This window comes from Paenibacillus sp. strain BS8-2 (genome assembly GCF_054483835.1).
The window spans coordinates 5,278,076-5,301,425 of the sequence record NZ_CM137010.1; the positions used below are offsets into that span (position 1 = coordinate 5,278,076).

The 23,350-nt window shown below is 50.3% G+C and carries 23 protein-coding genes and 1 pseudogene; 4 read left to right on the forward strand and 20 right to left on the reverse strand.

Translation table 11 applies throughout. The features are described from left to right. Window positions 1–378: 378 nt before the first annotated feature. From ACX1C1_RS23125 to ACX1C1_RS23140, 4 genes and pseudogenes are all read right to left on the reverse strand, one after another. Window positions 379–537, reverse strand: a pseudogene (locus tag ACX1C1_RS23125) (TFIIB-type zinc ribbon-containing protein); the annotation flags it as partial. Window positions 538–588: 51 nt separating this feature from the next. After that, window positions 589–816 carry a hypothetical protein gene (locus tag ACX1C1_RS23130; RefSeq protein WP_458954479.1) on the reverse strand — a complete coding sequence of 76 codons (228 nt, stop codon included), beginning with the start codon at window positions 814–816 and terminating at the stop codon, window positions 589–591. Between the two features lie 119 nt (window positions 817–935). After that, window positions 936–1,256, reverse strand: coding sequence for a hypothetical protein (locus ACX1C1_RS23135; protein ID WP_458954480.1), 321 nt, complete (start codon window positions 1,254–1,256; stop codon window positions 936–938). A gap of 83 nt (window positions 1,257–1,339) precedes the next feature. Next, on the reverse strand, window positions 1,340–1,909 hold the full coding sequence (locus ACX1C1_RS23140; RefSeq protein ID WP_458954481.1) for a xanthine phosphoribosyltransferase: 570 nt from the start codon (window positions 1,907–1,909) through the stop codon (window positions 1,340–1,342). Between the two features lie 211 nt (window positions 1,910–2,120). Between ACX1C1_RS23140 and ACX1C1_RS23145 the strand changes: the two genes are divergently transcribed. Then, window positions 2,121–2,834, forward strand: a complete 714-nt coding sequence (locus ACX1C1_RS23145) for a hypothetical protein (RefSeq protein WP_458954482.1) — start codon at window positions 2,121–2,123, stop codon at window positions 2,832–2,834. A 132-nt stretch (window positions 2,835–2,966) separates the two neighbouring features. Then, window positions 2,967–4,013, forward strand: coding sequence for a YkvI family membrane protein (locus tag ACX1C1_RS23150; RefSeq protein WP_458954483.1), 1,047 nt, complete (start codon window positions 2,967–2,969; stop codon window positions 4,011–4,013). Between the two features lie 115 nt (window positions 4,014–4,128). Here ACX1C1_RS23150 and ACX1C1_RS23155 read toward each other — a convergent pair whose 3' ends face one another. The 3 genes from ACX1C1_RS23155 to ACX1C1_RS23165 are packed head-to-tail and all read right to left on the reverse strand — an operon-like array spanning window position 4,129 to window position 9,784. Further along, a complete protein-coding gene (locus tag ACX1C1_RS23155) occupies window positions 4,129–7,347 on the reverse strand; it encodes an AAA family ATPase (protein ID WP_458954484.1) in 3,219 nt (1,072 codons plus the stop codon). Beyond that, on the reverse strand, window positions 7,344–8,627 hold the full coding sequence (locus tag ACX1C1_RS23160; protein ID WP_458954485.1) for a metallophosphoesterase family protein: 1,284 nt from the start codon (window positions 8,625–8,627) through the stop codon (window positions 7,344–7,346). Before ACX1C1_RS23160 ends, ACX1C1_RS23155 begins: the two co-directional genes overlap by 4 nt. A 17-nt stretch (window positions 8,628–8,644) precedes the next feature. After that, window positions 8,645–9,784, reverse strand: coding sequence for a glycosyltransferase family 4 protein (locus tag ACX1C1_RS23165; protein WP_458954486.1), 1,140 nt, complete (start codon window positions 9,782–9,784; stop codon window positions 8,645–8,647). Between the two features lie 400 nt (window positions 9,785–10,184). Here ACX1C1_RS23165 and ACX1C1_RS23170 point away from each other — a divergent pair, with 400 nt between their 5' ends. After that, on the forward strand, window positions 10,185–11,354 hold the full coding sequence (locus ACX1C1_RS23170) for a GGDEF domain-containing protein (protein ID WP_458954487.1): 1,170 nt from the start codon (window positions 10,185–10,187) through the stop codon (window positions 11,352–11,354). A gap of 115 nt (window positions 11,355–11,469) precedes the next feature. Here ACX1C1_RS23170 and ACX1C1_RS23175 read toward each other — a convergent pair whose 3' ends face one another. From ACX1C1_RS23175 to nrdI, 6 genes are all read right to left on the reverse strand, one after another. Further along, a complete protein-coding gene (locus ACX1C1_RS23175; RefSeq protein ID WP_458954488.1) occupies window positions 11,470–12,285 on the reverse strand; it encodes a PhzF family phenazine biosynthesis protein in 816 nt (271 codons plus the stop codon). A 63-nt stretch (window positions 12,286–12,348) separates the two neighbouring features. Continuing rightward, on the reverse strand, window positions 12,349–12,801 hold the full coding sequence (locus ACX1C1_RS23180; RefSeq protein WP_458954489.1) for a GyrI-like domain-containing protein: 453 nt from the start codon (window positions 12,799–12,801) through the stop codon (window positions 12,349–12,351). Between the two features lie 193 nt (window positions 12,802–12,994). Further along, window positions 12,995–13,903, reverse strand: coding sequence for an HPr(Ser) kinase/phosphatase (gene hprK / locus ACX1C1_RS23185; protein ID WP_458954490.1), 909 nt, complete (start codon window positions 13,901–13,903; stop codon window positions 12,995–12,997). A gap of 147 nt (window positions 13,904–14,050) precedes the next feature. Beyond that, a complete protein-coding gene (nrdF, locus tag ACX1C1_RS23190; RefSeq protein ID WP_458954491.1) occupies window positions 14,051–15,007 on the reverse strand; it encodes a class 1b ribonucleoside-diphosphate reductase subunit beta in 957 nt (318 codons plus the stop codon). Window positions 15,008–15,079: 72 nt separating this feature from the next. Further along, a complete protein-coding gene (gene nrdE / locus ACX1C1_RS23195) occupies window positions 15,080–17,155 on the reverse strand; it encodes a class 1b ribonucleoside-diphosphate reductase subunit alpha (protein WP_458957772.1) in 2,076 nt (691 codons plus the stop codon). 109 nt (window positions 17,156–17,264) lie between these two features. Beyond that, the gene (gene nrdI / locus ACX1C1_RS23200; RefSeq protein WP_458954492.1) at window positions 17,265–17,624 is read right to left on the reverse strand and encodes a class Ib ribonucleoside-diphosphate reductase assembly flavoprotein NrdI; all 360 of its coding nucleotides are present in this window, start codon (window positions 17,622–17,624) and stop codon (window positions 17,265–17,267) included. Between the two features lie 281 nt (window positions 17,625–17,905). On the opposite strand from nrdI, the gene ACX1C1_RS23205 reads away from it, so the two are divergent. Continuing rightward, window positions 17,906–18,124 carry a hypothetical protein gene (locus tag ACX1C1_RS23205; RefSeq protein ID WP_458954493.1) on the forward strand — a complete coding sequence of 73 codons (219 nt, stop codon included), beginning with the start codon at window positions 17,906–17,908 and terminating at the stop codon, window positions 18,122–18,124. A gap of 510 nt (window positions 18,125–18,634) precedes the next feature. Here ACX1C1_RS23205 and ACX1C1_RS23210 read toward each other — a convergent pair. The 7 genes from ACX1C1_RS23210 to aroE form a co-directional block, all read right to left on the reverse strand. Beyond that, the gene (locus ACX1C1_RS23210) at window positions 18,635–19,360 is read right to left on the reverse strand and encodes a class I SAM-dependent DNA methyltransferase (protein ID WP_458957773.1); all 726 of its coding nucleotides are present in this window, start codon (window positions 19,358–19,360) and stop codon (window positions 18,635–18,637) included. A 50-nt stretch (window positions 19,361–19,410) separates the two neighbouring features. Beyond that, window positions 19,411–20,343, reverse strand: coding sequence for a CvfB family protein (locus tag ACX1C1_RS23215; RefSeq protein ID WP_458954494.1), 933 nt, complete (start codon window positions 20,341–20,343; stop codon window positions 19,411–19,413). Further along, complete coding sequence (gene rsfS, locus ACX1C1_RS23220; protein ID WP_458954495.1) at window positions 20,340–20,687, reverse strand: ribosome silencing factor; 348 nt, start codon at window positions 20,685–20,687, stop codon at window positions 20,340–20,342. The genes ACX1C1_RS23215 and rsfS overlap by 4 nt, the downstream gene beginning before the upstream one ends. 139 nt (window positions 20,688–20,826) lie before the next feature. Further along, window positions 20,827–21,396, reverse strand: a complete 570-nt coding sequence (yqeK, locus tag ACX1C1_RS23225; RefSeq protein WP_458954496.1) for a bis(5'-nucleosyl)-tetraphosphatase (symmetrical) YqeK — start codon at window positions 21,394–21,396, stop codon at window positions 20,827–20,829. Next, window positions 21,374–21,958 (reverse strand): nicotinate-nucleotide adenylyltransferase, encoded by a 585-nt coding sequence (gene nadD / locus ACX1C1_RS23230; RefSeq protein ID WP_458957774.1) that lies wholly within the window; start codon window positions 21,956–21,958, stop codon window positions 21,374–21,376. Before nadD ends, yqeK begins: the two co-directional genes overlap by 23 nt. A 51-nt stretch (window positions 21,959–22,009) precedes the next feature. Next, window positions 22,010–22,306 carry a ribosome assembly RNA-binding protein YhbY gene (yhbY, locus tag ACX1C1_RS23235; RefSeq protein WP_458954497.1) on the reverse strand — a complete coding sequence of 99 codons (297 nt, stop codon included), beginning with the start codon at window positions 22,304–22,306 and terminating at the stop codon, window positions 22,010–22,012. Window positions 22,307–22,414: 108 nt separating this feature from the next. Continuing rightward, window positions 22,415–23,269, reverse strand: a complete 855-nt coding sequence (aroE, locus tag ACX1C1_RS23240; RefSeq protein WP_458957775.1) for a shikimate dehydrogenase — start codon at window positions 23,267–23,269, stop codon at window positions 22,415–22,417. Window positions 23,270–23,350 lie beyond the last annotated feature (81 nt).

Consider the following 23,350-nt stretch of genomic DNA (forward strand, 5'->3'; position numbering starts at 1 on the left):
GCCATATCCTTGACCTTGCCCAGGCGCTTGGCCGTAACCTGGCTGGCCTGGTTGACCGTAACCTTGACCTTGGGGATAGCTGCTATGACCGCCTGGAGGCGGCGGATATCCGCCTTGTCCCACTCCACCGCCGTAACCGGCGCCAGTTGGAGGTGGCGGTGCACTGCCATAACCCGGCTGTGCAGAGCCAGGCGCGCTTCCGTAGCTTCCACCGTATCCCCCCTGCCCTCCGCTCGGTTGACTGCCGCCAAACGAACCGGCGCCAGCTGGACCAGTGGCATTGCCAAATCCACCAAGCGGAGGCTGGGAAGGTGCAGCAGTTCCTGGCTGTACGGGAGGCTGGCTGCCGTAAGACGGCTGATCCAGCTGCTGTTCCATTCTCTCATAGTCGTCACGAACTTCGCGCACGCCTTGGAGAAGCTTCTCAAGCTCTCCACGATCAAGCCATACGCCTTTGCAAGCTGGACAGACGTCAATTAACACATCTTCCTTCTGTACTTCCTTCATACGCACATCATCGCATACTGGACAATTCATACCAACACTCCTCACGATTCATTGGTTTTGAAGCAATTCAATCAAACATGTTTAGGATTGGGGTTCTGACAATGGCGACCTTCTCGTCTCCGCAGCAGGCTGATAGATGTAACTCCGGCTAAGCTTGACGACACGGCGGCTTGGCTTACGTATCATGACAGAGGTCTCATCCCATGCCACCACGATCCCTGACACATCATTACTTTCCAGCTCGTCGCGCACAATCCGAACGGTTTCTCCCGACTGTCGGTAAGCATCCAGCTGTTCTTCGCTGATCATTTCTCACGAGCACCTCCTATGTATCCTTGCCTATATGCCAACAAAAACCCCAATGACTGCATACGCGAATCATTGAGGTCCGTTTCATTGTTCTATGAAAGGTCGCTGAATTGGGTCAATTAACCAACATGTTCCTTCGAATCATTGGTTTCGTACCATTCGTCGAGCACACGAGATGACATAACACGTTTACCGATATATTCGACCTGCTTCTCCGTAAATTGATCGCTCCATTCGATAGAGAGCTCGTCGCACAACTTGACGATTGTCAATAGCTCCGACCAGGCTACATATCGTTTGTACCAGAAGAATTGTGGATGTTCGATCATGTAAGGATATAAGTCATCGAATTCGGTATGTTTGCAATCGAGCGCTCTCTCGAAATGAATCTTGGCGTCATTCAGTTTCACATTCATAAAATCGGCTGATAAATTTCCCATGTTTGTGTGCCTCCCCCTCGATTACTTATGTACATTATAAGTCATATTATTGCGACTTGAAAGTACCAAGGTTCTGGAACTTCTTATTCGAAAGTAATCGCTCCGCCCTCAAGGGACGATATCCGAACTAACGATTCGACACGCAATCCGCTTTCGCGGAGCGTTCTTCCGCCTGCTTGGAACGACTTTTCCACAACGACACCCATACCAACCAAAGTAGCACCGGAACGTTCGATGATCTTGATCAGACCACGGGCAGCATCGCCATTCGCAATAATATCATCGATAAACAATACCCGATCTTCGCTAGTCAGAAACTGCTTGGACACCATAATATCGGTTACCATGCCCTTTGTGAACGACGGAACACGCTCGCAATAAGCATCTGGATCGGCAATAAGCGTTTTCTTTCTTCTAGCAAATACCATCGGCACCCCTAACACATAAGCTGTGGTAAAAGCCGCGGGAATACCGGAGGATTCTACTGTTATCACCTTTGTAATCGACTGATTGCTGAATCTAGAGGCGAACTCCCGCCCCATCTCCATTGTCAGCTCCGGATCGACCATATGATTAATAATGGCGTCCATGCGCAGTACGTCATTAGACAATACCGACGATTCTTGCAAAATTCGTTGTTTAAGTTTTTCCATCCACATTACCTCCGCCATTAATCCCTTTTCGATAAAGTACCATACGTAAGCCAACTCGCGCAACCTGACATGTCGTTATATCAGCCTGCAACCTATCGAGATTTCATAAATGTGGTGAATTTTACAAATCATTTGGGAAAATTAGCAACTTTCTGGAGCTGCTATACGTTAAACTATATATAGAACAAGCGGAATCGGTGGTGAATAACGGATGAGGAATACACATCGGCTAGACAAGCATTGGCGGTTATCTCGATGGATGGGAGCAACGATGCTTGTGTTGCTTCTAGCTGGATGTCAGAACGTCGCTCCTGCCGGGAACGGGAACGATAACCATGTAGCTTCTATTACAGAACAAATTACGTCAAACGGTCCTCAGAAGTCTTATCTTGAACAATCTGCCCAGCAAGAAAACAACAGCAATACCCCTGGCGGAAATACCGCAACAATCGACAACGACACGTCCGCCGAAGCTTCCTCGCTTGAGCAAGCCAACAAGGGGAAAACATCGGATAACGACAAGCTTTCTGATCAAACTTGGAATGCTTCAAACCCTTCCTTGCGTGGTATAACAATTGGCGAAAAAGAAGCTAATGTCACCTTATTGCTAGGGTCTGAGCTGGACAGCTATGTGCTGGAGGAAGAAAACAGCAAGATCCGAGTCATGGAGTACGACGGTCTCTCCATTGGTTTTAATACCAAAGGCAACGTACACTATGTAGAAGTTTTCGGCGCGGAGGCGCTGTCCGGACTTAACGGACTGATGATCGGCGACGAGCCGGATCAAGCCATCAAGATGCTTGGCAAGCCGCAATCACAGTCAGACTACTTGCTTACCTACCAAGCACAAGGTGCTTGGCTCAAACTGGATATCGATCCAGGTATGAATGAGATTGTTTCGATGAAGCTGATCGCCTCAACTTGAGCGATCAGCTTTTTTTGTTCCAATTGGGGATGAACAATCTGTCATGGATTACAAAATTGCATCTAACAGTCATGCCCGTCCAATCTTAAACATACCCTGATAAGAGAATGCTGTTGGATCGGGGGACCGCCGATGCGGAATAGGACAAGCAAGGTACTGCAGATTGCGTCTACCTACATGGGGACCATCGTAGGGGCAGGATTTGCGACGGGGCAGGAGATCTTGCAATTTTTCACGAGATTTGGATATTGGGGCACCTTTACGATCGCGATTGCTACCGCTCTATTTATTTGGCTGGGCACCAAGATGATGATTATCTCGAGCGAAATTCGCGCCAAGTCGTATGAAGACTTGAATAAAGCGTTATTCGGTGAGAAGTACGGCAAATGGATCAGCCACTTTATGCTCGTGATCTTGCTTGGCGTAACAGCCGTCATGCTCGCCGGTGCTGGCACTATCTTCTACGAGCATTGGAATATATCGTACCAAGCAGGTTTGTTGATCACGATGGCTGGCAGCTACTTGCTGCTGCGCAAAGGCATGAAAGCAATATTGGCCGTCAATGCGATTGTCGTGCCGACGATGCTGCTGTTTACGGTATTCGTCATGATCGATACGTTCAACACACCTGGCTCCACCAAATTTATTACGCTTGTATCCGATTATTCGCCTTGGGCTGCTTGGGCTTCACCGTTTCTTTACACCGCCTTTAACCTTTCACTGGCGCAAGCCGTGCTTGTCCCGCTTGGGGCCGACATCCAGGACAAAAAAACGATCGTCATCGGATCGTGGGTCGGCGGAATCGGTATCGGATTTATGCTGCTCGCCGGACATATCGCACTGTCTGTACATATGCCTGGCATTCAGCAATTCGCCATACCGATGGGTGGTATTGCCAGACAATTAGGGCACTATGTGCAGCTCATCTATATCTTCCTGATCTTTGCAGAAATATTTACAACGCTTATCGCGGACATTTACGGTCTAACGCTGCAGCTCCGGGAACGATTAAACTGGTCGCGTGAGATGTTAACGTTCGCCGTTTTGTTGATCTGCTACTTTGCCAGCCAGATCGGTTTCGGACCGCTGCTCTCAACGCTATACCCTCTGTTCGGATTGATTAGCCTCGGTTGGCTCGTTCTGATGATTCGAAGGCGAGTGTCATTCCGCAATTTATAAGCATTGGCGATTTGACCATTCACTTAACTATAACTTTAACTATAACTATAACTATAAAGCTCATTACGGGGCTGGAGATCAGGTCATATTATTTGAACTGATCCCCAGCCCATCTCTATCGTGTTTGCTGCGGGATCATGTTCACGAGCTTCGCTTCTGGACATGCAGCAAGCAACGCCTCCCGGATGTGTTCATGACATGTAAATAGGATCAGTTGTCGCCGGGAGCTAATGGCGTTCATTAGTTCCGCCGCCGCATGTAATCTAGTTTTGTCAAAGTTGACGAACAAATCATCGAGAAGCATCGGGAGCTCGACCGTGCCAGCCGCTTCCTCTGCTAAGGCCAGCCGCATTGACAAATAGAGCTGCTCCGCCGTTCCTCGGCTTAGCAATCCGCTGTCCAATATGGCGCCGTCTACTCGTTCTACCGCTATACCGGCATCTTGACCACCTGCTATTACGCGTACATATCTCCCTTGCGACAGTTGATTCATGTACAAGGCAGCATTACGTAATACCGTTGGCTGCCGCTCCAGCTCAAACTTCTGGCGTGTCGTTCGGAGAAGTTCTCTGCTGATCGCTAGAATAGCATATCGATCCGTTCCTTCTTCGAGTGCAGCAGCAGTCATCGCACGCTCCGCTAACAATTCGGAGCGTTTCTCCTCATTCATGAGATGCTCCATAGCTTGCTTTAGCCGCCCTCGCTTCTCAAGCAACTGGTTCTGCATCTCCGCAAGCCGACCAGCCTCATCCTCTGCACCCTGCAGTTCCTGTTGAAGCACAAGTTCATCACACGAGTGCCATAGCATCTCTAGCTCGGCCAATCGTTCGGGAGTCTGTCCTGCACCAATCTCCAGCTCCAGCTTGGTTAGCTCAAGGCGAAGCTCACCAAGCCTCGCCTGATCTTGCAGCGCTGCAGCGTATTCTGCCTCACTTGCAGCGTGGGAGGCAGATAGCGCAGAACGGATGGATTGGATATTGCTAAGCTGCAGTTGTTCGATCTCGGCTAACGCAGCGGTAACTTCTCCAACCTCAACCCGCAGTGCCTCTTCGCCGGCACGCGCACCTTCATGTCTACGGGATTCGGACTGCAGCAAGGCCAGAGCCAGCGTTGGATCATGCTGCACCTGTTGCTGCGCTTCCACGAAGCCCTCACATAATCGCGCGGCATGTCCCGAATACCTAGCTGTCTCCGCTTCTGCAGCGGATATTCGGGCAGCAAGTCGATCGTATTGCCGGAGTCGATCCATCGCGCTCGCGGCCAGCTCGAACGTCTCAAGAGCGGCGGCAGGAGACAAGCTGACAGGGAGCGCTCGTGCTGACAACCACTCTCTCCAAGCCGCCTCTAAGTCACGTTTCTCATCCTCTATTCGAGTTAGGCTGCGTTCTTTCTCTTGGAGCGCCGCTGCCAGTCTTGCCAATCGTTGATTCACTTCGGATATCTTCCCTTGAATCCGCTCCTGCCGTGTGAATTGCTCTACCTGCAAGTTTACGCGGGATTGCAACGCAGACCGGATGCCTGGCCGCAGACTGCCTGCACCCATATCAAGCAAGTCATCGAGTAGCGCAGCAGGATGATGAACGAGTCTCGCCAGCTCGCCAGCAAGTCGTTCTTCGCTTGCCACACTCCCATTATTCGAGAGACCTCTGGTGCTCCGACGACTGGTTTCGCCTGTCGGACGATCTCCCCCTCGTCTGCCAGCAATAAGAAAAACGGTGGATGCTCCGAACAACAGAAACGCAGCGAACAATGCCACACTGGTCATTTCCCCAAGCAAGCCGGTAGCAGCGCCAACTCCAAGCGCAGCAGCGGCGCCGATACCACCGATGCCCCATATCCGCAAGTCGAGTTGCTTGTTGGTTGATGGAGCTGGTCTGCCCGCACGATCCCCCATTATTCGCGCTTGCTCGAGCTCCCAGCCATGCAAAGCCTCATCAACAGCAGTCCAGACAGTGGTTAATTCCGATGACGAACGTGGCAGCAGTTGGTTTTCGCCATTGCCGTCGCCGTCTCTCCTTCTTACTTCGTGACGAAGTGCAGTCTCGGCCTCGTCTCTTATTGTCATGGCTTCGTGCTGTTGAGAATGCAGTCCATCACGCTCGTGCTGCAACTTCTCTTCTTGGCGGCGATTCACTTCCAGCCTCTCCCGCATTTCCCGCACGTAGTCACGGTCAGCAACGGTAACAACCAGCTCTCGAAGCTGCTTCTCGGTCCACTCTGGCGATATACCGGCAACAATTTTGGCAATCGTCTCATCGAGAACATCCAGCTCCGCCTGCCATTCGCCACGCTGCGACGAAATACTCCGCATTCGTTCAGCCGTTTGCAGCAGCGCTTCACATTCTGCTCCTTTGGCAATCAGTATCTCGTCGTACTCAATCAAAGCCAATCTAGCCTCGCGATGCTCCAGCTCCTTGCGCAAACGCGTCTCCTCGGCTTCATACTGAGCTCTTGTTGTCATCAGCGCTTGCCATTCGGCTGCAGCTTCTTGCGGCAATTCTGCCGTATACTGAAGCTGCTCTGCTTCGGCGAGCAACACTCTGCTGCAAAGCCATAGCGGACGCGCCGCTGACGCCTTGCGCAACAAGCGGACTCGCTCCTCCGCCGCCGGCACGGACTGCTCCAGCATTGCGATCTCACGGTCAGCATCTTCAGCATCCCGAGTCAGTTCGTTAAACCGTTCGATATCATCACTGAGACCACGAAGCTCAGCGTCGATTTTCTCGATTGTTTTGACATGTCCGTTCAGCCGCTGATTCGATCCTCTTGGTTTGTAGAGCTCATCCATATCGGCTTGGATCCGCTTCTCTGCTGCCGCAACAGCTCGGCCTTCCTCCCAGCCAGCCTGATACAAATATCGGCTAAGCTCTGCGCCTGACAATGTGCCTACTTCCATGAGCTCAGTCAGCGTAACGGCGTACAACTGACGGTACAATCGCTCCTGCACGCCGCCAAGATAACGTTGCTCCCAAGAGGCTTGCTCCAAGGTCTTAACCTGTGCCGTCTCCAGATCGGCAGATCCGCTTAGGTCGGATGGCATGACTCGAACTGCTGGTTTGCCGCCAGCGCTTCCGGCATACCGCTCCAAGAGAATCGACTGACCATCTACATCGGCGAATAGTAAGCGACCGCCATGCTTACCGCCTCGAGTCGGCTCATGTCTCTCTGTTGAAGCACGTCTCGAGAATCCGTACAGCATGGTTCGCAAATAACCAAATACCGTGCTCTTGCCAGCTTCGTTGGGACCGTAGACGACAATAACCGGAGCATCGAGATTGATGCTCCGGTCATTCAATTCGCCAAAGCCGTCAATACGAGCTTCTATCAGCTTCATTCGTTTCCACCTTCCTCCACAATGAATCCGGCGGCTAAGGCACGCGCTTCATCCAGCCAACGGCTCGGCAGCTCGTCGAGCTGTCGCCGCGCAAGCTTGCCCAGCTTGGCATGACCTTCGATTTCGGCAACAGCTTCGCGCGCGTATGATCGCCACTCCACTTCATCTTCGCTTAATCGTAGACTTAGCCGGTAAAGCTCGCCGAGGAAACCATCCCCTTCGCTTAGCTCATGCCAATCGATGGCTGCGAACGTCGCAATCTCGATACTATGTACATACACCCAAGGCGAAGACGATCGTAGTCCCTCATCCTCTTGAAGCTCTTCGAGAAGCGCCGCAACTAACTTTCCTTCTTGCAGCTTTGCATGCAGAACGCCGCTGCCCGCCAGTCTCAGACGCAGCATAACATTGCGCCCATCTGCAGCCTCCAGCACACTTGATGCTGCGGCATACAGCTTCCCAAGCAGCTCATGCTCCGTCGTAATCTGTTCGATGCTAAGGGTAAGCTCCAGCCATCTGACCGTATCCAGCGGCAAGAAGGTAAGCTCCGTTGCCCCGCCGGCATCCACTTCGACCAGATAACACCCCTTGGCCTCGAGCTCCTTGGGATTGCGGCCTTGCGTGTTGCCGGAATATACGACATGCGGGTAATACCGTAATTCTTCACGTTTATGTATATGTCCCAGCGCCCAATAATGAAAGCCGCTCCTGCCTAACTGTTCAAGCGAGCATGGCGCGTAGCTGTCATGGGATGGATCGCCACCCACATTGCCGTGTAGGAGCGCAATGTGATAAGGCGCATCGTCCTCCACGACATAACGTTCCGCAAGGTTGGCGGTTACGGATCTCTCTCCATACGAAATGCCGTAAATCCGTGCCGCAACCTCTCCTTTCCGTGTATAGGCAAGTGCAGAATGCAGACGGTGCGCTCCGAAAATATGTACAGAGGGAGGGAGCGTCAACTTGGCTCGCCTCCCCCCTAGATGATCATGATTGCCATGGATCGCATAGACGGCAATGCCGTGTGCCGCAAGTCGCTCCCATTCTTTGACCAACGAAAATTGGGCGCGCAGCGAGCGATCGGCTTCGTCGAACAAATCGCCTGCAATCACCACAAAGTCGACCTCATGTTCGATGGCTGCATCTGTCAACCTTCGAAGTGCTGCGAACGTGGCAGCGGACAAAGCTAGCTTGATATTTTCTGGCGCCTTCGCGAGCCCTCGAAAAGGACTATCGAGATGTAAGTCCGCCGCATGAATAAATCGGAACGGAACGCTCATTCTACTTTTCCTCCGCGTCAGGATTGCTGTTCTTCTGGCTTCAAGCCGCTGTATACTTTCTTGAGCTGAGAGATGACACGCTGCAGCGAATACGCCTTCTTGGCTTTGTTCCAGCCAGCTCTCGCGAGATTATGACGGTAGATCGGATCCGATACTACCTTCTCCAGCGCATCGGCAAGAGCCTCATGATCCTCCGGCTCAACAAGCAGTCCGTTAACGCCATCTTCGATTTGTTCTGCGATTCCGCCTACATTAGTCCCGACAAGCGCCAACCAGCAGAGTGCCGCCTCGGCAAACACAGAACCGAACGACTCCGCGCGCGAAGGAAGTACAAAAACATCAAAGAATGGCATAAACTCTTCCGGATGCAGCATATAGCCATAAAAAATAATGTCGTCATACAGATCCAGCGAAAGCGCTAGCGCCTCAAGCTCCTTGCGCATCGGCCCGTCACCGATAATATGAAGGACAAACGGACAACCGCGGCTCTTAAGCTCAGCGCATGCCCGGAGCAGTACATCAAGCCCTTTCGCCGGTACGAGCCTGCATACGGTTATCAACTGCGTGACATCGTTTTCGTGTGCGATTGGCTTAAACCGTTTTTCGTCGAAGCCGTTTGGTATTACCTTGATCGTTTCCGGTGTAACCACGTATGACGCGATATAGGATCGGAACGATTCCGACACGGTCGTCAGGAGATCGGCTTTCAATTCCAACTCCTTGTAGATCGAGGTAAGGAATCTATGCTCTACGCCGCCTTCTTGTATTCTACCGTTAAGGATCAATTCTCGTTCGTAACTGGAGTGGATTGTCATAATGAGCGGCGTATCCGGATAGAGCTGCTTCATTACCAGTGCCGCAATAGGGTGATGCGCGTGGATGATGTCATACGATTTCTGCAGCCTCAGCTTGGTCCACCATACGTAGTCCTTGTAGGTCTGTATATATTTATCGACTAGCGGGTTACCGCTGAACTCTCGATGGTCGAACGTCTCGAACACAACCTCTTCCTGTCCCTTGCCTCTGACTCGTTTGGGTAAGGAGAACAGCTCCATCCCCCATCCCATCTTGATGAATCTTTCCTGTATATAGGGCACCATGGAGGATACGCCCCCCGGCTGCTCTGGTGGGAAAAACAACGCTTGCAATATATTCATACGCCCAACTCCTGATTCAATAAGTCTAAAGCAATACTTCGCTTCGATGTTGGCGAGTTATAATTTCGATAAATGATTAGTCCTGATCACAACTTGTTCTCATTACTACTGTATCATCGTTGAAGCTTTTTCGCATCCGTTTCATACATTCCGCCATCAAAATGTAAGATCACAAGTTCAACAAATCATTAACTTGGATATCTCCAGTGTATGCTTCCATCATGACGAACGTAATACTAGGCGCTCATTATGCCGATAAAATAGTGTAAGATCTGAAATAACAAAAAAACCTTGTAAAAAGAACATTTATACGTCAAACTATAAGTATTCTCGAACATACGTTTGTGTGTTTGAATGTGATTTTATGAATCCTATTTTAACTTTATTGGTGGTTGACAACATGACAATGATGCAATGGCTAACCGGAACAAATGGCGTGTTATTTTCTTCGATATCCGTGATCGTTATTTTAGTTTTGATGTTGTTTATGTCAATCAAACTCTACGCCAGCTATCGTAGTAAACAGATTTACCGCTTCCTGATTACCGCGATTATTCTCATGATGACAAAACAAGGCGCTTTAATCGTACTTGCATTTCCCGGTCGGACATTATCGTCGTGGATTTTCTTGGCATCCAGCGTCCTGCAAATTATATCTTTTATTATCATCAATTTTGTATTTATGAGGTTATACACATATCGAACCGCCGAGCTGCGTAGTCTGCCGTTTCTGCTCATGTCCGGTTTCGCATTCGTGCTGGCCGCGGCGCAAGTCGGCATCTCTCCATTCGGAGCAGACAATAGCGGTATCGCATCAAGCTCATTTCCGTTGTTGGATATCTATATGATTGTTGTGACACTCATTATATTGATGGCCACCCGAAAGGCGGATATGAGCCACAAATATTATGCCGCGCTAATCGTCTATTGTGTCAGCGAGCTGGCGCGTATGGCTGACGCATACGTTTTTCACGGCAATCAATCATGGCTGCTGCTCCTCACCTCGCTATTGCCGATCATCTACTTCAGCTTGATGTTTATGTTACTGTTCGAATGGGTCATCGAGAGGCTGATGTCCACCTATCAGTCCTCCATCGTAGATGGGCTGACGGGATTGTATAATCGCCGACACTTCAGTGCCAAAGCAGAAAATCTGCTCAAGGGAAGCAAGTCGATGGCCATCATTTTCTGTGACATTGACAACTTCAAGAAGCTCAACGACTCGCAAGGTCATCTGAAAGCCGATATCGTCCTGAAACGGGTCGCCGAAATTATTAAGGAAGAAGCTAGCGGCATTGGATCAGCAGGACGTTACGGTGGCGAGGAGCTGCTCGCCTGCATCAGCACAGAACGCGTTAAACCGAATGTCGTAGCGGAGAGCATTCGCAAACGTATCGAGATGGAAACGATCGTGACCGTCAGTGTCGGCTACAGCACCTCCAAGGAGAGCAACTCCGTACAAGAGATGGTCAAGCAGGCCGATGAGGCGATGTATTATTCCAAGACAAGCGGCAAGAATCGGGTATCCAGCTTCAAATCCGTTCCCGCCTCCGTCAAGACATTGGGTTAATTCCCTTTCACACTATTTGCAACGGACAATAAACCTCCAACCCTCTTTGTAGACGGGTTGGAGGTTTATTGTTTTCTGCTATTATGGCCTGAATCCGCATTAGAGGAGTTTACTCTTACGCTTCGAGCTCCCCCTGCAGTACAGTCACGGCATGACCGGAGAGCAGTACACGTTCCCCTTGAAGCTGCATCCCAACAACTCCTCCACGCTCGGATGCCTGGTAGGCGGTCAACTCTGTTCGCCGCATTCTTTGACCCCAATAGGGTGCAAGCGCACAATGCGCGGATCCCGTTACAGGGTCCTCATTAACACCGATTGCTGGATAAAAGGCACGCGATACAAAATGGATAGGATCACCTTCCACCATATAACCCATCGTAGATCGGCTCGTTACAACAACTCCCCGCGCATCCAGTCTGCTCAACATACTGAAGTCAGGACGCAGCGTTCGAACTGTATCTTCGTGATCGACTTCTACAATGAAGTCCATCCGATTGCGGCCGACGTAACGCGGAATGAGTCCTAGTCCTTCGAGGAGCTCCTGCGGCGCCTGTGCTGGCTCAGGAGGCTCAGCCGGGAAGTCCATGGTGATCGAACCGTCTGAGTTGGATCTTCGTGCGATTAATGTACCGCTTAAAGTCTCGAATACCGCTTCCCGATCTGGAGCAAGCCTTCCCGTCTCCCATAACACATGCGCAGCCGCCAGTGTGGCATGTCCGCACAATACGACCTCCGCTTTCGGCGTAAACCATCTAAGACCAAATCCGTTTCCGCACTGCTCAACATAAGCTGTTTCGGACAAGTTCATTTCTGCCGCGATCTTCAGCATTTCCAGATCGGTCATCGGCTCGTCCACCAGACAAACAGCTGCGGGATTGCCCCCATATCGAGTTTTCGTGAAGGCATCTGCGATATAGATTGGTCGTTTCATCAAGCACCACTCCTCTCCTCTTGCCAAAAAAAAGAACCTGCTCCCGCAAGCTCTTCGAATATATTAATCCTGCAGCGGAATGAGCAGCTCAACCGGCTCTTCTTCCCAATGCTGCACATCGATGTAGAACAACTCCAGCGAAACCGCGTTATTCTCCTTCTCAAGCCGCTGCACTGTGAGCCACGACTTCAATTGCTCATACCCTTCGCCAATCCGTTTGTTGGAGCAGGCTACCATGGCATAACGTCGTGCCGGGATGGTCCATTGTACCATGCCTGGTGGGACATCTTCCAGATGCTGAACCTCGTAACAAGCCCAGTAAGTCGCAAACGCTTCATTACCGTAATAAGGACAATAGAGTACAGGTGATTTGACTGCCTCGTTCAGTTCATGCTTGCGGGCCAGAATTTCCGTCTGCAGCCTTATCGCATCATCTGGGAAGGACGAATACGGACCGCTGTAACTTATGCCAACGACGTTCAGGGCAGGCTTCATGACGATAGAGCAGTTTTCCACGCTTACTTCCTCCTTAACGTTTGGTCGAGCAACTCGGTACCGGGAAAACAAATCAGTTCGTCTCCCATCCGTTGATCTTGCGCGTTGTGGTCAAGGGCTGTCTTCAACAGTGTAACATGTCTCTCCATCGATGTGTAGCTCACGTAACGGTTTATTGGCGTAAGGCGATTCATGATGCCTCGTCCGGCTTCAATTAATCATTCTGCAGCCGCTGCATGAAATCTTCAACCGCGCTATATCCTTGCTGCTTCAAATACCAATTATTAGCTGCCGCTTCAATCAATCCTGCAACGTCACGTCCTGGCTGCAATTGTATTTCGAGATGAGGGATTTGTACACCCATATACTCGACAAATTGCGGTTCTAGATCCAGGTCATTGTTTAGATCGTTGTCGCGCCACTTGGTCAGCTCAATATCGAGCGCGATTCTCGTTTCATCTTGAAACGCTTTACGGCCATATAGCCTAACGACATTAACTAGACCAACGCTGCGAAGCGCCAAAAACTCCTTTGTCTTTTCGTTGTGGCTGCCAAGCAGCGTCCGAGGACTAAGCTTCTTAAGGACAACGATATCGTCTGCAACTAGACGATGCCCGCGCCTGATAAGGGTATGGGCGGTCTCGCTTTTCCCGACGCCCGACTTGCCTCGCAGCAAGATGCCGATGCCCGATACGTTAAGGCAAACGCCGTGCACCGAGATTTCTTGCGCCAGCTCCTTAACGAGATAGGCTTCCAGCATACCGAGCAACGCGGATGTCGGCTCCTTTGTCCGCAACAACGGGATACCTTCCTCGTTGCAATATTTGGTCAAATATTTGAGACCTTCTTGCCCTGCTGCAACGATAAAACATGGCGGATGATATTTGACGATATTGCCGATGTGATGATTCCGCTCATCTTCGGTTAGACCATGAAGGTACGTGATTTCCTTTCTTCCCAGCACCTGCACATGCTCCTGGGGGAAAAAGTCGAAATACCCGGTGAATTCGAGACCCGGCCGGTATGAGCGGGATTTGGCAATTCGTCGATCCATCCTTTCGGCGCCCGCCAGTACCTCAAACTGGAACCGATTCGCCAATTGCCCAACGGTAATGGATTTCATTGCTGAAAGCTCCCTTCTTATAACAATCGCCCCCGCTTTGCCACAAGGCATAGTCGAGAGCGATGTCATGAATGATTATATGAGTCAAGCTTCCTCTTTTAGAAGAGGTACCCGGTTTTGATCACGAAGTTTTTTCTTCGAAGTTTTTTAGAAATTAAAGACAAAGTCTTCGTCGTTTAATGGCTCCACGTGGATTGTACGTACATAACCATTGCCCTTCTTAGAGAAGAAGTCATGCTGCTTCGTATGTGTGCTGATGCCGTTGAATACGATCGGATTGACCGTCTCTTCTGGGAAATACGTCTCCATCCCAAGGTTCATCAGCGCTTTGTTCGCATTATAACGCACATATGTTTTTACTTCTTCTTCGAGTCCAAGCGGGCCGTACAGGCTCTCCGTATAAACAACTTCGTTCTCGTAGAGCTCATGAAGAAGAGCGAGAACTTCTGCGTTGAGGGCAGCTTGTTCATCCGGTGTAAACGTAGCAAACAGCTCTTGCGCCAATACGCCTACATACAAACCATGAATACTCTCGTCACGAAGAATCAAGTCGATGATCTCACCGCTGCTCGTCATCTTGCCTTGGCCAGCCAAGTACAACGGATAGAAGAATCCGCTATAGAATAAGTAGCTCTCTAGGAATACAGATGCCGCCATCGCTTTATACAGCTCTTTAGGACCGGAAATGTTCGAGTACCACGAGGAGATCAATGTTGCTTTCTTCTGCAGCTGCGGATTTTCTTCCACCCAGCGGAAAATCGCGTCAATCTCTTCGCCCGAAGCAAGCGTTGTGAAGATACTGCTGTAAGACTTCGCATGGATTTGCTCCATCATCGACATAAAGGACAATACAGCCTTACGTTGCAGACCATCCACATGCTCTAGAATTTTCGGCATACCAACGCCGCCTTGAATCGTATCAAGCAATGTTAAGCCGCCGAGTACGTTCTTGTAGAGCGTACGCTCGTCGTCTGTCATTTCCATCCAATCCATCTTATCGTCGGATAACGGAATTTCTTCGTCTGTCCAGAATTGCATCACGTTCTGCTGCCAGAATGTTAGAGTAAAATCATCATCCGGACGGTTCCAGTTTACGGCTTTCATAAGTAGGCATGCTCCTTCTTCGCTACATAATCGGTATCGCGGATAGTGGGACCCGCAAGGTAAAGCTGCGCCTTAAACGGCGCAGCTCGTGCATTCTTCGACGGATAGACGTTTCGTTCTCGTGTAATAAAGCGACTTCAGACCCTTCTGAGCAGCATAAACGTAGAAACGGGCAAGCTCACGAGTAGTCACGTTACTGTTGACATGAAGAACTGTCGATATGCCTTGGTCGATGTGCTGACCAATTTCCGCGATCAAATCGATAAGCTTGAATTGGTTGATGTTGTAAGCCGATTTGTAGTAGAAATAATTATCCTGCGACAGGTAAGGCATTGGATAGTATGTCGTCGAGTTTGCGTATGTGCGCGTCTCGATATGCTCAACGATTGGCATTACGCTGGATGTTGCGTTCTGGATATAGGAGATGCTTTGCGTCGGAGCAATAGCCAGACGGTAGGCGTGGTACAAGCCGTTCTCCATGACCTTCTCTTTGAGCTCCGCCCAATCTTGAGGAGACGGGATCTCCATGTTGCCGAACAGTTCCTTCACGGTCTCCGATTGCGGACGGAAGTCCTGCTCAATGTAACGAGCGAAATAAGTGCCTTTCGCATATTCGGAACGTTTGAAGTCTTTGAAAGTAGTGCCGCGTTCCTTGGCGATCTCCATACTTTTCTCAAGAGAATAGAAGTTCATCATCATAAAGAACGCGTTCGCGAATTCCTTCGCTTCATCGCTCTCGTATGCGATTTTGTTCTTCGCCAGGTAACCGTTCAGGTTCATGGCTCCCAGACCAACGGAGTGAAGCTCTTCATTCGCTTTGCGCACGCCAGGAGCGTTGTCGATCTTCGACAGGTCGCTTACCGTCGTAAGAGCTTCGATACCAACATGAACGGAATCCTTGATCTTGCCGCGTTCCATAACGTTTACGATGTTAAGCGAAGCCAGATTACAGCTAATGTCGCGGCGGATTTGGTCGTCGTATCCGTAATCGTTGATTTCGGATGTCTCTTGCAGCTGGAAGATTTCCGTACACAAGTTGGACATTTTCACATTACCGATATCTTTAAGCGCGTGAACGCTGTTGGCGTTCGACTTGTTCATAATATAAGGGTAACCGGATTCCAACTGAATGGATGCGATCTTCGTCAGCATGTCGCGTGCATTCATCACCGTTTTTTTGGTAACTTTGTCGTTCGCGAGAAGCTCTTCGTACATCACGTCCATATCCATATCGTCCAGATGTTGACCGTAAGCCTTCTGTACCGAATGTGGACCGAAGACCACAAGCGATTTGTTCTGAGCGGCCAGCTCGTAGAATTTGTTCGGGATGATCAGGCCGATCGACAATGTTTTGATACGGGACTTCTCGTCCGCGTTAATTTTTTTGCAATCCAGGAATTCGATAATATCCCAGCCGAAAATATTGTAGTATCCTGCGCCGGAACCTTTGCGTTGACCCATTTGGTCCGCGTAGGAGAACGCATCTTCCATCAGCTTAAGAACAGGCATAATGCCCTTCGCCGCGCCTTCTACGCCTTTGATCGGCTCGCCGCGTCCGCGAAGCTTGGACAGGTTGACCGCTACGCCGCCGCCGATCTTCGAAAGCTGCATACATGTGCCAAGAACATAGTTGATGGAGTTAAGCGAATCGTCCATCTCCAGCAAGAAGCAGGATACCATCTCACCGCGACGGCTCTTGCCCGCGTTCAGGAACGTTGGCGTTGCCGGCTGCAGGCGTTGCTCGATCATCGCTTCCGCGATGCGAAGCGCGCGTTCTGCGTCTCCTTCGCCCAAATGCAAAGCAACGATAGCAACACGATCCGGATATTGCTCCAGATATTGCGACTTGTTGTTTGTTTTCATCGCATAGTCTTTGTAGAATTTGGATGCTGCCATGTACGATTGAAATTGGAAGTCGCTGTTTGTCGTCAAGTTAAACACGGCTTCTACCTGCTCGTACGTATATTTAACGAATACATCATCGTAATAGTCATTGGTAATCAAATAATCTAATTTCTCGCGAAGCGAGGCGAATTTCACGCTCTTCTGTTCTACTTCTGCCATGAAGGCTTTAACTGCTTCTTGGTCTTTCTCCAGCTGGTAGAAACCATCCACACCACGCTGCATTAATTGATTGTTCAATTCGATATGCTTAACGTCGTTTTGTTTTGTTTCTCCGGTTTTGCCTTGGGCAATATTCGTTTCCGCTTCGACCACAGCTGTCGCTCCGCTTGGTTTCAAATCTGTGCTTAGTTCATCAAATAGCTTCAATAGCACGCACCCTTTCGACAAAATATTCCGTATCCAAACTTGTGCCCGACAATTCAAACTTCAGTATAACCGGCACATCGTACATCGAAGATATGGTGTCTGCGCTTTTGGCAAAGCCGCTTCCCCAATTTCGGTTGCCGCTCGCAGAAACGCCGCGAAGCATGCCGTGATTCGTCTTCAGGAAACTATTCACCTTGTCCGGCACTTGTCCGAACCCCGTCGTATACGTGACGAGAACAAACGGCTCGTTGATCTCGGTCTCATTGTCGATCGACATCGAACGCATATTCAGCTTGTTGATGAACCTCTTTACATTTCCTGTTTTTGAATCGTATACGACTAGCATCGCACAACCGCTCCCCTACTGATTTCTAGCAATGAAAAAGCGCTCCTGCACCCCAATATCGGGCAGCTGCGCTTCGTTGCGATATACCACTGGTAGATCTTCTTGAGCTCATCATACATCAATATGTAGTTGATGTTTTTGATTTTACATCAAGATATAGGTCTAGTCAATGAAAATTATGGAGAGATTATTAATCTATTTTTTTGGCATGCTCGACTATTTTAACAGATAAGACTATGATGGGATAGTGACATATTATTGCTATATTGGGGGTAAAAATCGTGGAAAAACTATCGCCGGAAGCTGTCCGAGCAGCCCTTCAGGACATCCAAATCAAGACAGGATCTGACTTGTCATGCGTGCTCGCCTATATAACTGAGCTAGAATCCAAGGTCGTCAAAATCGAGAATGAGCTGCAAAAGCACCGCACAAACTCCGTACGCAAATTCTCGGCTGACTCATCGATGAACAGCAGATTAAAAGATGCCTTGAGGGAGTAAAGCGACAACCGATTGTGGCACTGACCACTATATCTAGATGCCGGTTGCGTCTGACCCAGGTACTACAAATGAATTGCAGCAATGATTGCCCACACTGTATGCTGACCATTAACGATACCGCATTCGCGCCAAATGTCGATTGTTCGGTTGTTCCACTCTACATTAATCGACATAAGGCTGCGAAAGTTGAAGAGCGACTTTCAAAACATCTGTACAGCCTGCGAATGAGTCGGGCTAGCGCGCCCACCGCGGCGGCGGACAAACTTGCAGCCCGAGAAATCGGGCTATTCCCCTCACGTATGCCGAGCGCAGATCCGTCCAGACGTCATGTATGCCGCGCTAGAATTCACTACCTTTTCTTCGAGCGTACAACACCCTCTAGGTTGTTTTCGAGGATTCTTCCCATCCAGCGCGCTGCTCACCCACTCAAACTCCCATTTTCACTCGCATAGCAACCCGCACGCACAACGCAAATAAGCCACCCTGCTAGGATGGCTGACTAACACAAATTTATGCTTTGATCGCGGCAAAAAAAAGTCGTTCTGTAGCCGCATTCGGCGCCTTCAGCTCGAAATCGCCGTAACGGTCTACCGTGCGGAAACCAGCCCTATTGAGCGCAGACACGATCCACTCCGGATCGTAAGCCCGCTGATGATGTGTCTCCTCGAATCGATAGAACCGGGCATCCTGCTCGCGCGCGAAGATAGTCAGATTATGTTCGATCTGACACTTTGCTTCTTCGAAATCACAAGTCCAGATATAGGCGATATCCCGCTCATCAAGCACAAACGGTTGTTCCTCCGCATAACGGATCAATTGCGATGGCGGATGCATGTCGAACAAAAAGCTGCCTCCATCTTTCAGTCCGCGATATGTCGCCAGAAAAGCAGCTTCGATATCCGCTTCTTCTGTTAGATAGTTAAAGCAGTCGCAGAACGACACAACCGTATCTACCTGCTCTCCGAGCTCCCAATCCCTCATATCCTGCTGCAACCACCGGATAGAGCCTGCCCGAGGCCTTATCGCCTGCCCAGGCGTTTCATCCCATTTGTTGCGAGCGATCGACAGCATATCCGAAGATAAATCGATTCCGTAGACATGGAAACCAGATCTCGCTAGAGGAATCGACAGACTACCCGTGCCGCATCCGAGATCCACAACCGAAGAGGGCATCCCGTACTTGGACCAGCACTCGCGAGCATATCCAAGCCAATCGGCATAAGGCATGTCCTCCATCAATTGATCATAGACAAGCGCGAATTGTCCGTAAGAATGGCCAATACTCACTAGCTCTCAGCCCCTTCTTCGCCCTTTGAGCTTTCATCATTACCGCTCGCTTGCGCAGAGACGAGATGCGTCCAGCTTCCCTTCTGCGTAACGAGCCCATCCCGCATTAGTTTGCCGAGTGCGCGCTTGAACGCAGACTTGCTGATTCCGAACCGCTTCTTGATCAATTCAGCTTCAGTTTCGTCAGAATACGGCATTGCGCCGCCTGGACGATCCTTAAGGAATGCCAGAATACGGTCTGCATCCTCAACGCGACCCACTTCCTTGCGTTCGGTCATAGCCAGATTAACCCGACCGTCCTCGCGGATGTATGTCACACGAGCGCGTACACGCTCACCGAGTCGGAGAGACCTTGTGCGCTCAGAGGTTGGAATTAGACCATACACCCCAAAGCCGACAACGCCACCATCCACCATAACGAACGAACCGATCTGAAGCGTTTTGGTTACCCAGCCTTCGACCCAAGTGTTATTCCATGTTTCGGGAGCAGGGAATACGAGTGGAGACAATTCCTCTTCGAATGCCGTCTTGGCAACGAGTCTGCCGATTTTGTCGTGGCGCATCATGACATGTACCTCATCACCCGGTAACGGACGATAAGCAATGCTTTCCGGTAGCTCGGACAACGGCAACAAGAGATGACGACTAAGCCCCATCTCAAGGAAGCAGCCGAGCTTGGGATGCACGTCCACTACGCGAAGTCGCGCAATCTCTCCTAGATGGAGCAAAGATTGTTTCATCGTAGCCGTGATCCGATCCTCGGAATCGTAATAAACAAAGACATCGACGGAATCGCCGATATGCGGTTTGGATCCAATCAACTCCGTATAGTGAAGGAGCACCTCCGACTCTCCGTCGCTAAGGAAAAAACCATAAGGTGATACCTCGCGCTCAACACGCAGATTATATCGTGTACCCGCTGTTAGCGTCATGCGAATTCCACGACCTTCGCATCCGACCATAGACGCTCCAGGCTATAGTAATCGCGTTCGTCACGATGGAACACATGCACAATGACGTCTCCAAGATCGATCAGCACCCATCTTGCTGTATCCATCCCTTCCAGACCGCGGATTCTTGCTCCGCTCTTCTCAGCTTGCTTGCGAACCTCAGTTGCGATCGCTTGCACCTGTGTATCGGAATTCCCGCTGCAAATAACGAAATAATCAGCAACAAGCGATACTTCCTTTAGATTAAGCGCGATAACGTCGACCGCTTTTTTATCTTCGGCGGCTTCCACCGCTAATTTAACCAATGCATCGGATTGTACCGGCATATTTGACCTCCTCAAGCGTTTGCGCAGCAAACGCATCTTCGTAAGCATTCTCTTAGCGTTTGCGCAGCAAACGCATCTTCGTAAGCATTCTCTTAGCGTTTGCGCAGCAAACGCATCTTCGTAATCGTCATTACTTCTATTATGTGCTGGATAATTCCTCGATTAAACCATTGCGGGCTTCTAACGTCAGCGGGTAGATTCGTTTCCCCTTCGCAATCAGGAATCCGATCGTGCCGTCGAGCCCTGCTAATATCGCTCGATCGAGGCTTTGCTCGGCCAGCGCACGAATATCGTCCACACCGGGAAAATCTCTGCCTGGCTCGATATAATCGGCAAGCCAGACGACTTTGTCCAGCATGGTCATCGAACGGCGTCCCGAGGTATGATACCGGATGGCATCCAGAACACCATCATCCGTAACTCCGAATTCATGTTCAGCCACCCACGCACCTACCGGCGCATGCCACAGCTCCTTATCGTAACCGAGCACTTCCTGAGGCAATCCATTCACCCGAATGATCTCCCCTTGACGATCAACCGCCCAATATTTGGCCACATCGTGTAGAATCGCAGCCAGCTCCGCCCTTTCAGGATCTTCGCCATACCGGTTCGCAAGGATAATGGCAGTCGCCATGACACCTTCCGTGTGAATCCACCTGCGCTCAGGCATCTCCGACCTTACGCGCTCAATCATCTCTTGACGATTCATACCAGCCATGCCTCCTTATTAACGCATGTACCGCATCCGGCACCAAATATCGGATGGACCGCCCAGAAGCAATCCGCTCACGAAGATCGGTCGACGATACGCCAATCGCCGGCATGTCCGCAAAGGTCATTCTGGCCCGAAGCTGCTCTGGCAGAAGCTCAGGACGAGCAACTGTTCCCGCGCGAGCTAGTCCGATGAATGTCACGAGTTCGGCTAATTCATCGATCCGATGCCACTTGGGCAGATCGTTCATTCGGTCAGAGCCGATGATATAGGCGAAAGAATAACTCGGATGTTGCTCCCTTAGCGATGTTATGGTATCGATGGAGTAGCTGACTCCTCCTCGGCGGAGCTCGATATCGAGAACTCGGAATCGATCATGGTTCGCAATCGCGGCGGAAACCATCTGCAGGCGGTCCTCTCCGCTGGCACCAGGCGAATTGGATTTGAGCGGAGGAGAGGCTGTTGGAATGAACCATACCTCATCCAATCGACAAGCTTCGAGTGCTGCCTCTGCTGCAATCAGATGACCAATATGAATGGGATCGAACGTGCCGCCCATAATTCCTGCTTTTAACACGCCGTCTCCTCCTCTTGGCCAATGGCGTCTGCCTTATTTTTTGGGAAGCTCGATCGTTTTGTGATCCTTCGATTCTTTGTACAATACGATTGTTTTGCCAATAACCTGCACAAGCTCTGCGCGGGCATTAGCGGCTACTTCCGCACCGATCTCACGCGGATCGTCAAGACAATTGTTCAGTACGGAAATCTTGATAAGCTCGCGCGTTTCGATCGCTTCTGTAATATGGCGAACGAGATGATCGTTCGTGCCTCCCTTGCCAACCTGGAAGATCGGCTGCAAATGATGCGCCAATGCGCGCAAATGTCTCTTTTGTTTACCTGTCAACATAATTAAACTTCCTTCTTTCGTATACGAATACGCAACAATATCTCTACTTGCTACTTCATTCGTCTATAGTTCATGTTTTTGTTCTCACAAGTTCCTGCAATCTGGTCCCTATCCGCTGAGCGCCTCAAGGACTGTCTCTCTCATCGCCGCCACGGGAGCGGCTTGTCCGGTCCAATATTCGAATGCATATGCGCCTTGATAAATAAACATGCCTAGTCCCCCGTGCGTCCGACAGCCCGCCTCTTCCGCCTGGCGCAGAAACTCCGTCCGCAACGGATTATAGATGAGATCGCTTGCCACAGCGCCGCGTTTCATCCATCCCGCTTCGATCGGCGAATGCTCTATATTCGGGAACATGCCTACCGAAGTCGTATTGATAACGATATCCGCTTCACGGCAATAATCCTTGAGCATATCGTTATGAATAGCCGTGAGACCTGAAGCTTCACCGCCAAGGGATTCCACAAGTTCCTCAGCACGTTCTACGGTCCGGTTGGAAATCGCGATCGACGCCGGATTTTCCTTAAGCAGCGCATATACGATTCCCCGTGAAGCCCCGCCAGCACCAATCACTACAATTCGTTTGCCGGCAAGATTCGGCTCGGCTTCTTCCTTTAGGGAACGCACGTATCCAATCCCATCGGTATTATAGCCCACAAGCTTTCCATTCTCATTAACAATCGTATTCACAGCCCCGATGGCAAGCGCGTCAGGATCGATTTCGTCTATGAGCTCCATCACTTGAAGCTTATGAGGGATCGTAACGTTGACGCCTCTGATGCCCATCGCCCTCACGCCAGCTATAAATGCAGGCAATGATTCCGATGTAATGTGGGATGCCGTGTAGACACCGTTAATTCCTGTTTCACGAAAAGCTCGATTCATCATAATCGGCGATTTGGAATGTCGGATTGGATCTCCGATGACACCATATAACACCGTATGACTATCGATTGTCCCCATTGCTTTCTCCTCTGCCACAGCCGCTCCCCCTGCCTTCGACTACGTTGCTTCTGGATGACAGGAGCTGTATCCCGGCTATCC

Bases quoted from the DNA above. Each gene is read 5' to 3' on its own strand.
- yhbY (WP_458954497.1), bottom strand. From the start codon at position 22,306: ATGTTGACAGGTAAACAAAAGAGACATTTGCGCGCATTGGCGCATCAT.
- rsfS (WP_458954495.1), bottom strand. From the start codon at position 20,687: ATGCCGGTACAATCCGATGCATTGGTTAAATTAGCGGTGGAAGCCGCC.
- ACX1C1_RS23210 (WP_458957773.1), bottom strand. From the start codon at position 19,360: ATGGAGGACATGCCTTATGCCGATTGGCTTGGATATGCTCGCGAGTGC.
- ACX1C1_RS23215 (WP_458954494.1), bottom strand. From the start codon at position 20,343: ATGACGCTAACAGCGGGTACACGATATAATCTGCGTGTTGAGCGCGAG.
- yqeK (WP_458954496.1), bottom strand. From the start codon at position 21,396: ATGAATCGTCAAGAGATGATTGAGCGCGTAAGGTCGGAGATGCCTGAG.
- ACX1C1_RS23160 (WP_458954485.1), bottom strand. From the start codon at position 8,627: ATGAGCGTTCCGTTCCGATTTATTCATGCGGCGGACTTACATCTCGAT.
- ACX1C1_RS23145 (WP_458954482.1), top strand. From the start codon at position 2,121: ATGAGGAATACACATCGGCTAGACAAGCATTGGCGGTTATCTCGATGG.
- ACX1C1_RS23150 (WP_458954483.1), top strand. From the start codon at position 2,967: ATGCGGAATAGGACAAGCAAGGTACTGCAGATTGCGTCTACCTACATG.
- nadD (WP_458957774.1), bottom strand. From the start codon at position 21,958: ATGGGCGGCACGTTCGATCCCATTCATATTGGTCATCTGATTGCAGCA.
- ACX1C1_RS23170 (WP_458954487.1), top strand. From the start codon at position 10,185: ATGACAATGATGCAATGGCTAACCGGAACAAATGGCGTGTTATTTTCT.
- hprK (WP_458954490.1), bottom strand. From the start codon at position 13,903: ATGAAATCCATTACCGTTGGGCAATTGGCGAATCGGTTCCAGTTTGAG.
- ACX1C1_RS23140 (WP_458954481.1), bottom strand. From the start codon at position 1,909: ATGGAAAAACTTAAACAACGAATTTTGCAAGAATCGTCGGTATTGTCT.
- ACX1C1_RS23165 (WP_458954486.1), bottom strand. From the start codon at position 9,784: ATGAATATATTGCAAGCGTTGTTTTTCCCACCAGAGCAGCCGGGGGGC.
- ACX1C1_RS23155 (WP_458954484.1), bottom strand. From the start codon at position 7,347: ATGAAGCTGATAGAAGCTCGTATTGACGGCTTTGGCGAATTGAATGAC.
- ACX1C1_RS23175 (WP_458954488.1), bottom strand. From the start codon at position 12,285: ATGAAACGACCAATCTATATCGCAGATGCCTTCACGAAAACTCGATAT.
- ACX1C1_RS23130 (WP_458954479.1), bottom strand. From the start codon at position 816: ATGATCAGCGAAGAACAGCTGGATGCTTACCGACAGTCGGGAGAAACC.
- nrdI (WP_458954492.1), bottom strand. From the start codon at position 17,624: ATGCTAGTCGTATACGATTCAAAAACAGGAAATGTAAAGAGGTTCATC.
- nrdF (WP_458954491.1), bottom strand. From the start codon at position 15,007: ATGAAAGCCGTAAACTGGAACCGTCCGGATGATGATTTTACTCTAACA.
- ACX1C1_RS23135 (WP_458954480.1), bottom strand. From the start codon at position 1,256: ATGGGAAATTTATCAGCCGATTTTATGAATGTGAAACTGAATGACGCC.
- aroE (WP_458957775.1), bottom strand. From the start codon at position 23,269: ATGGGGACAATCGATAGTCATACGGTGTTATATGGTGTCATCGGAGAT.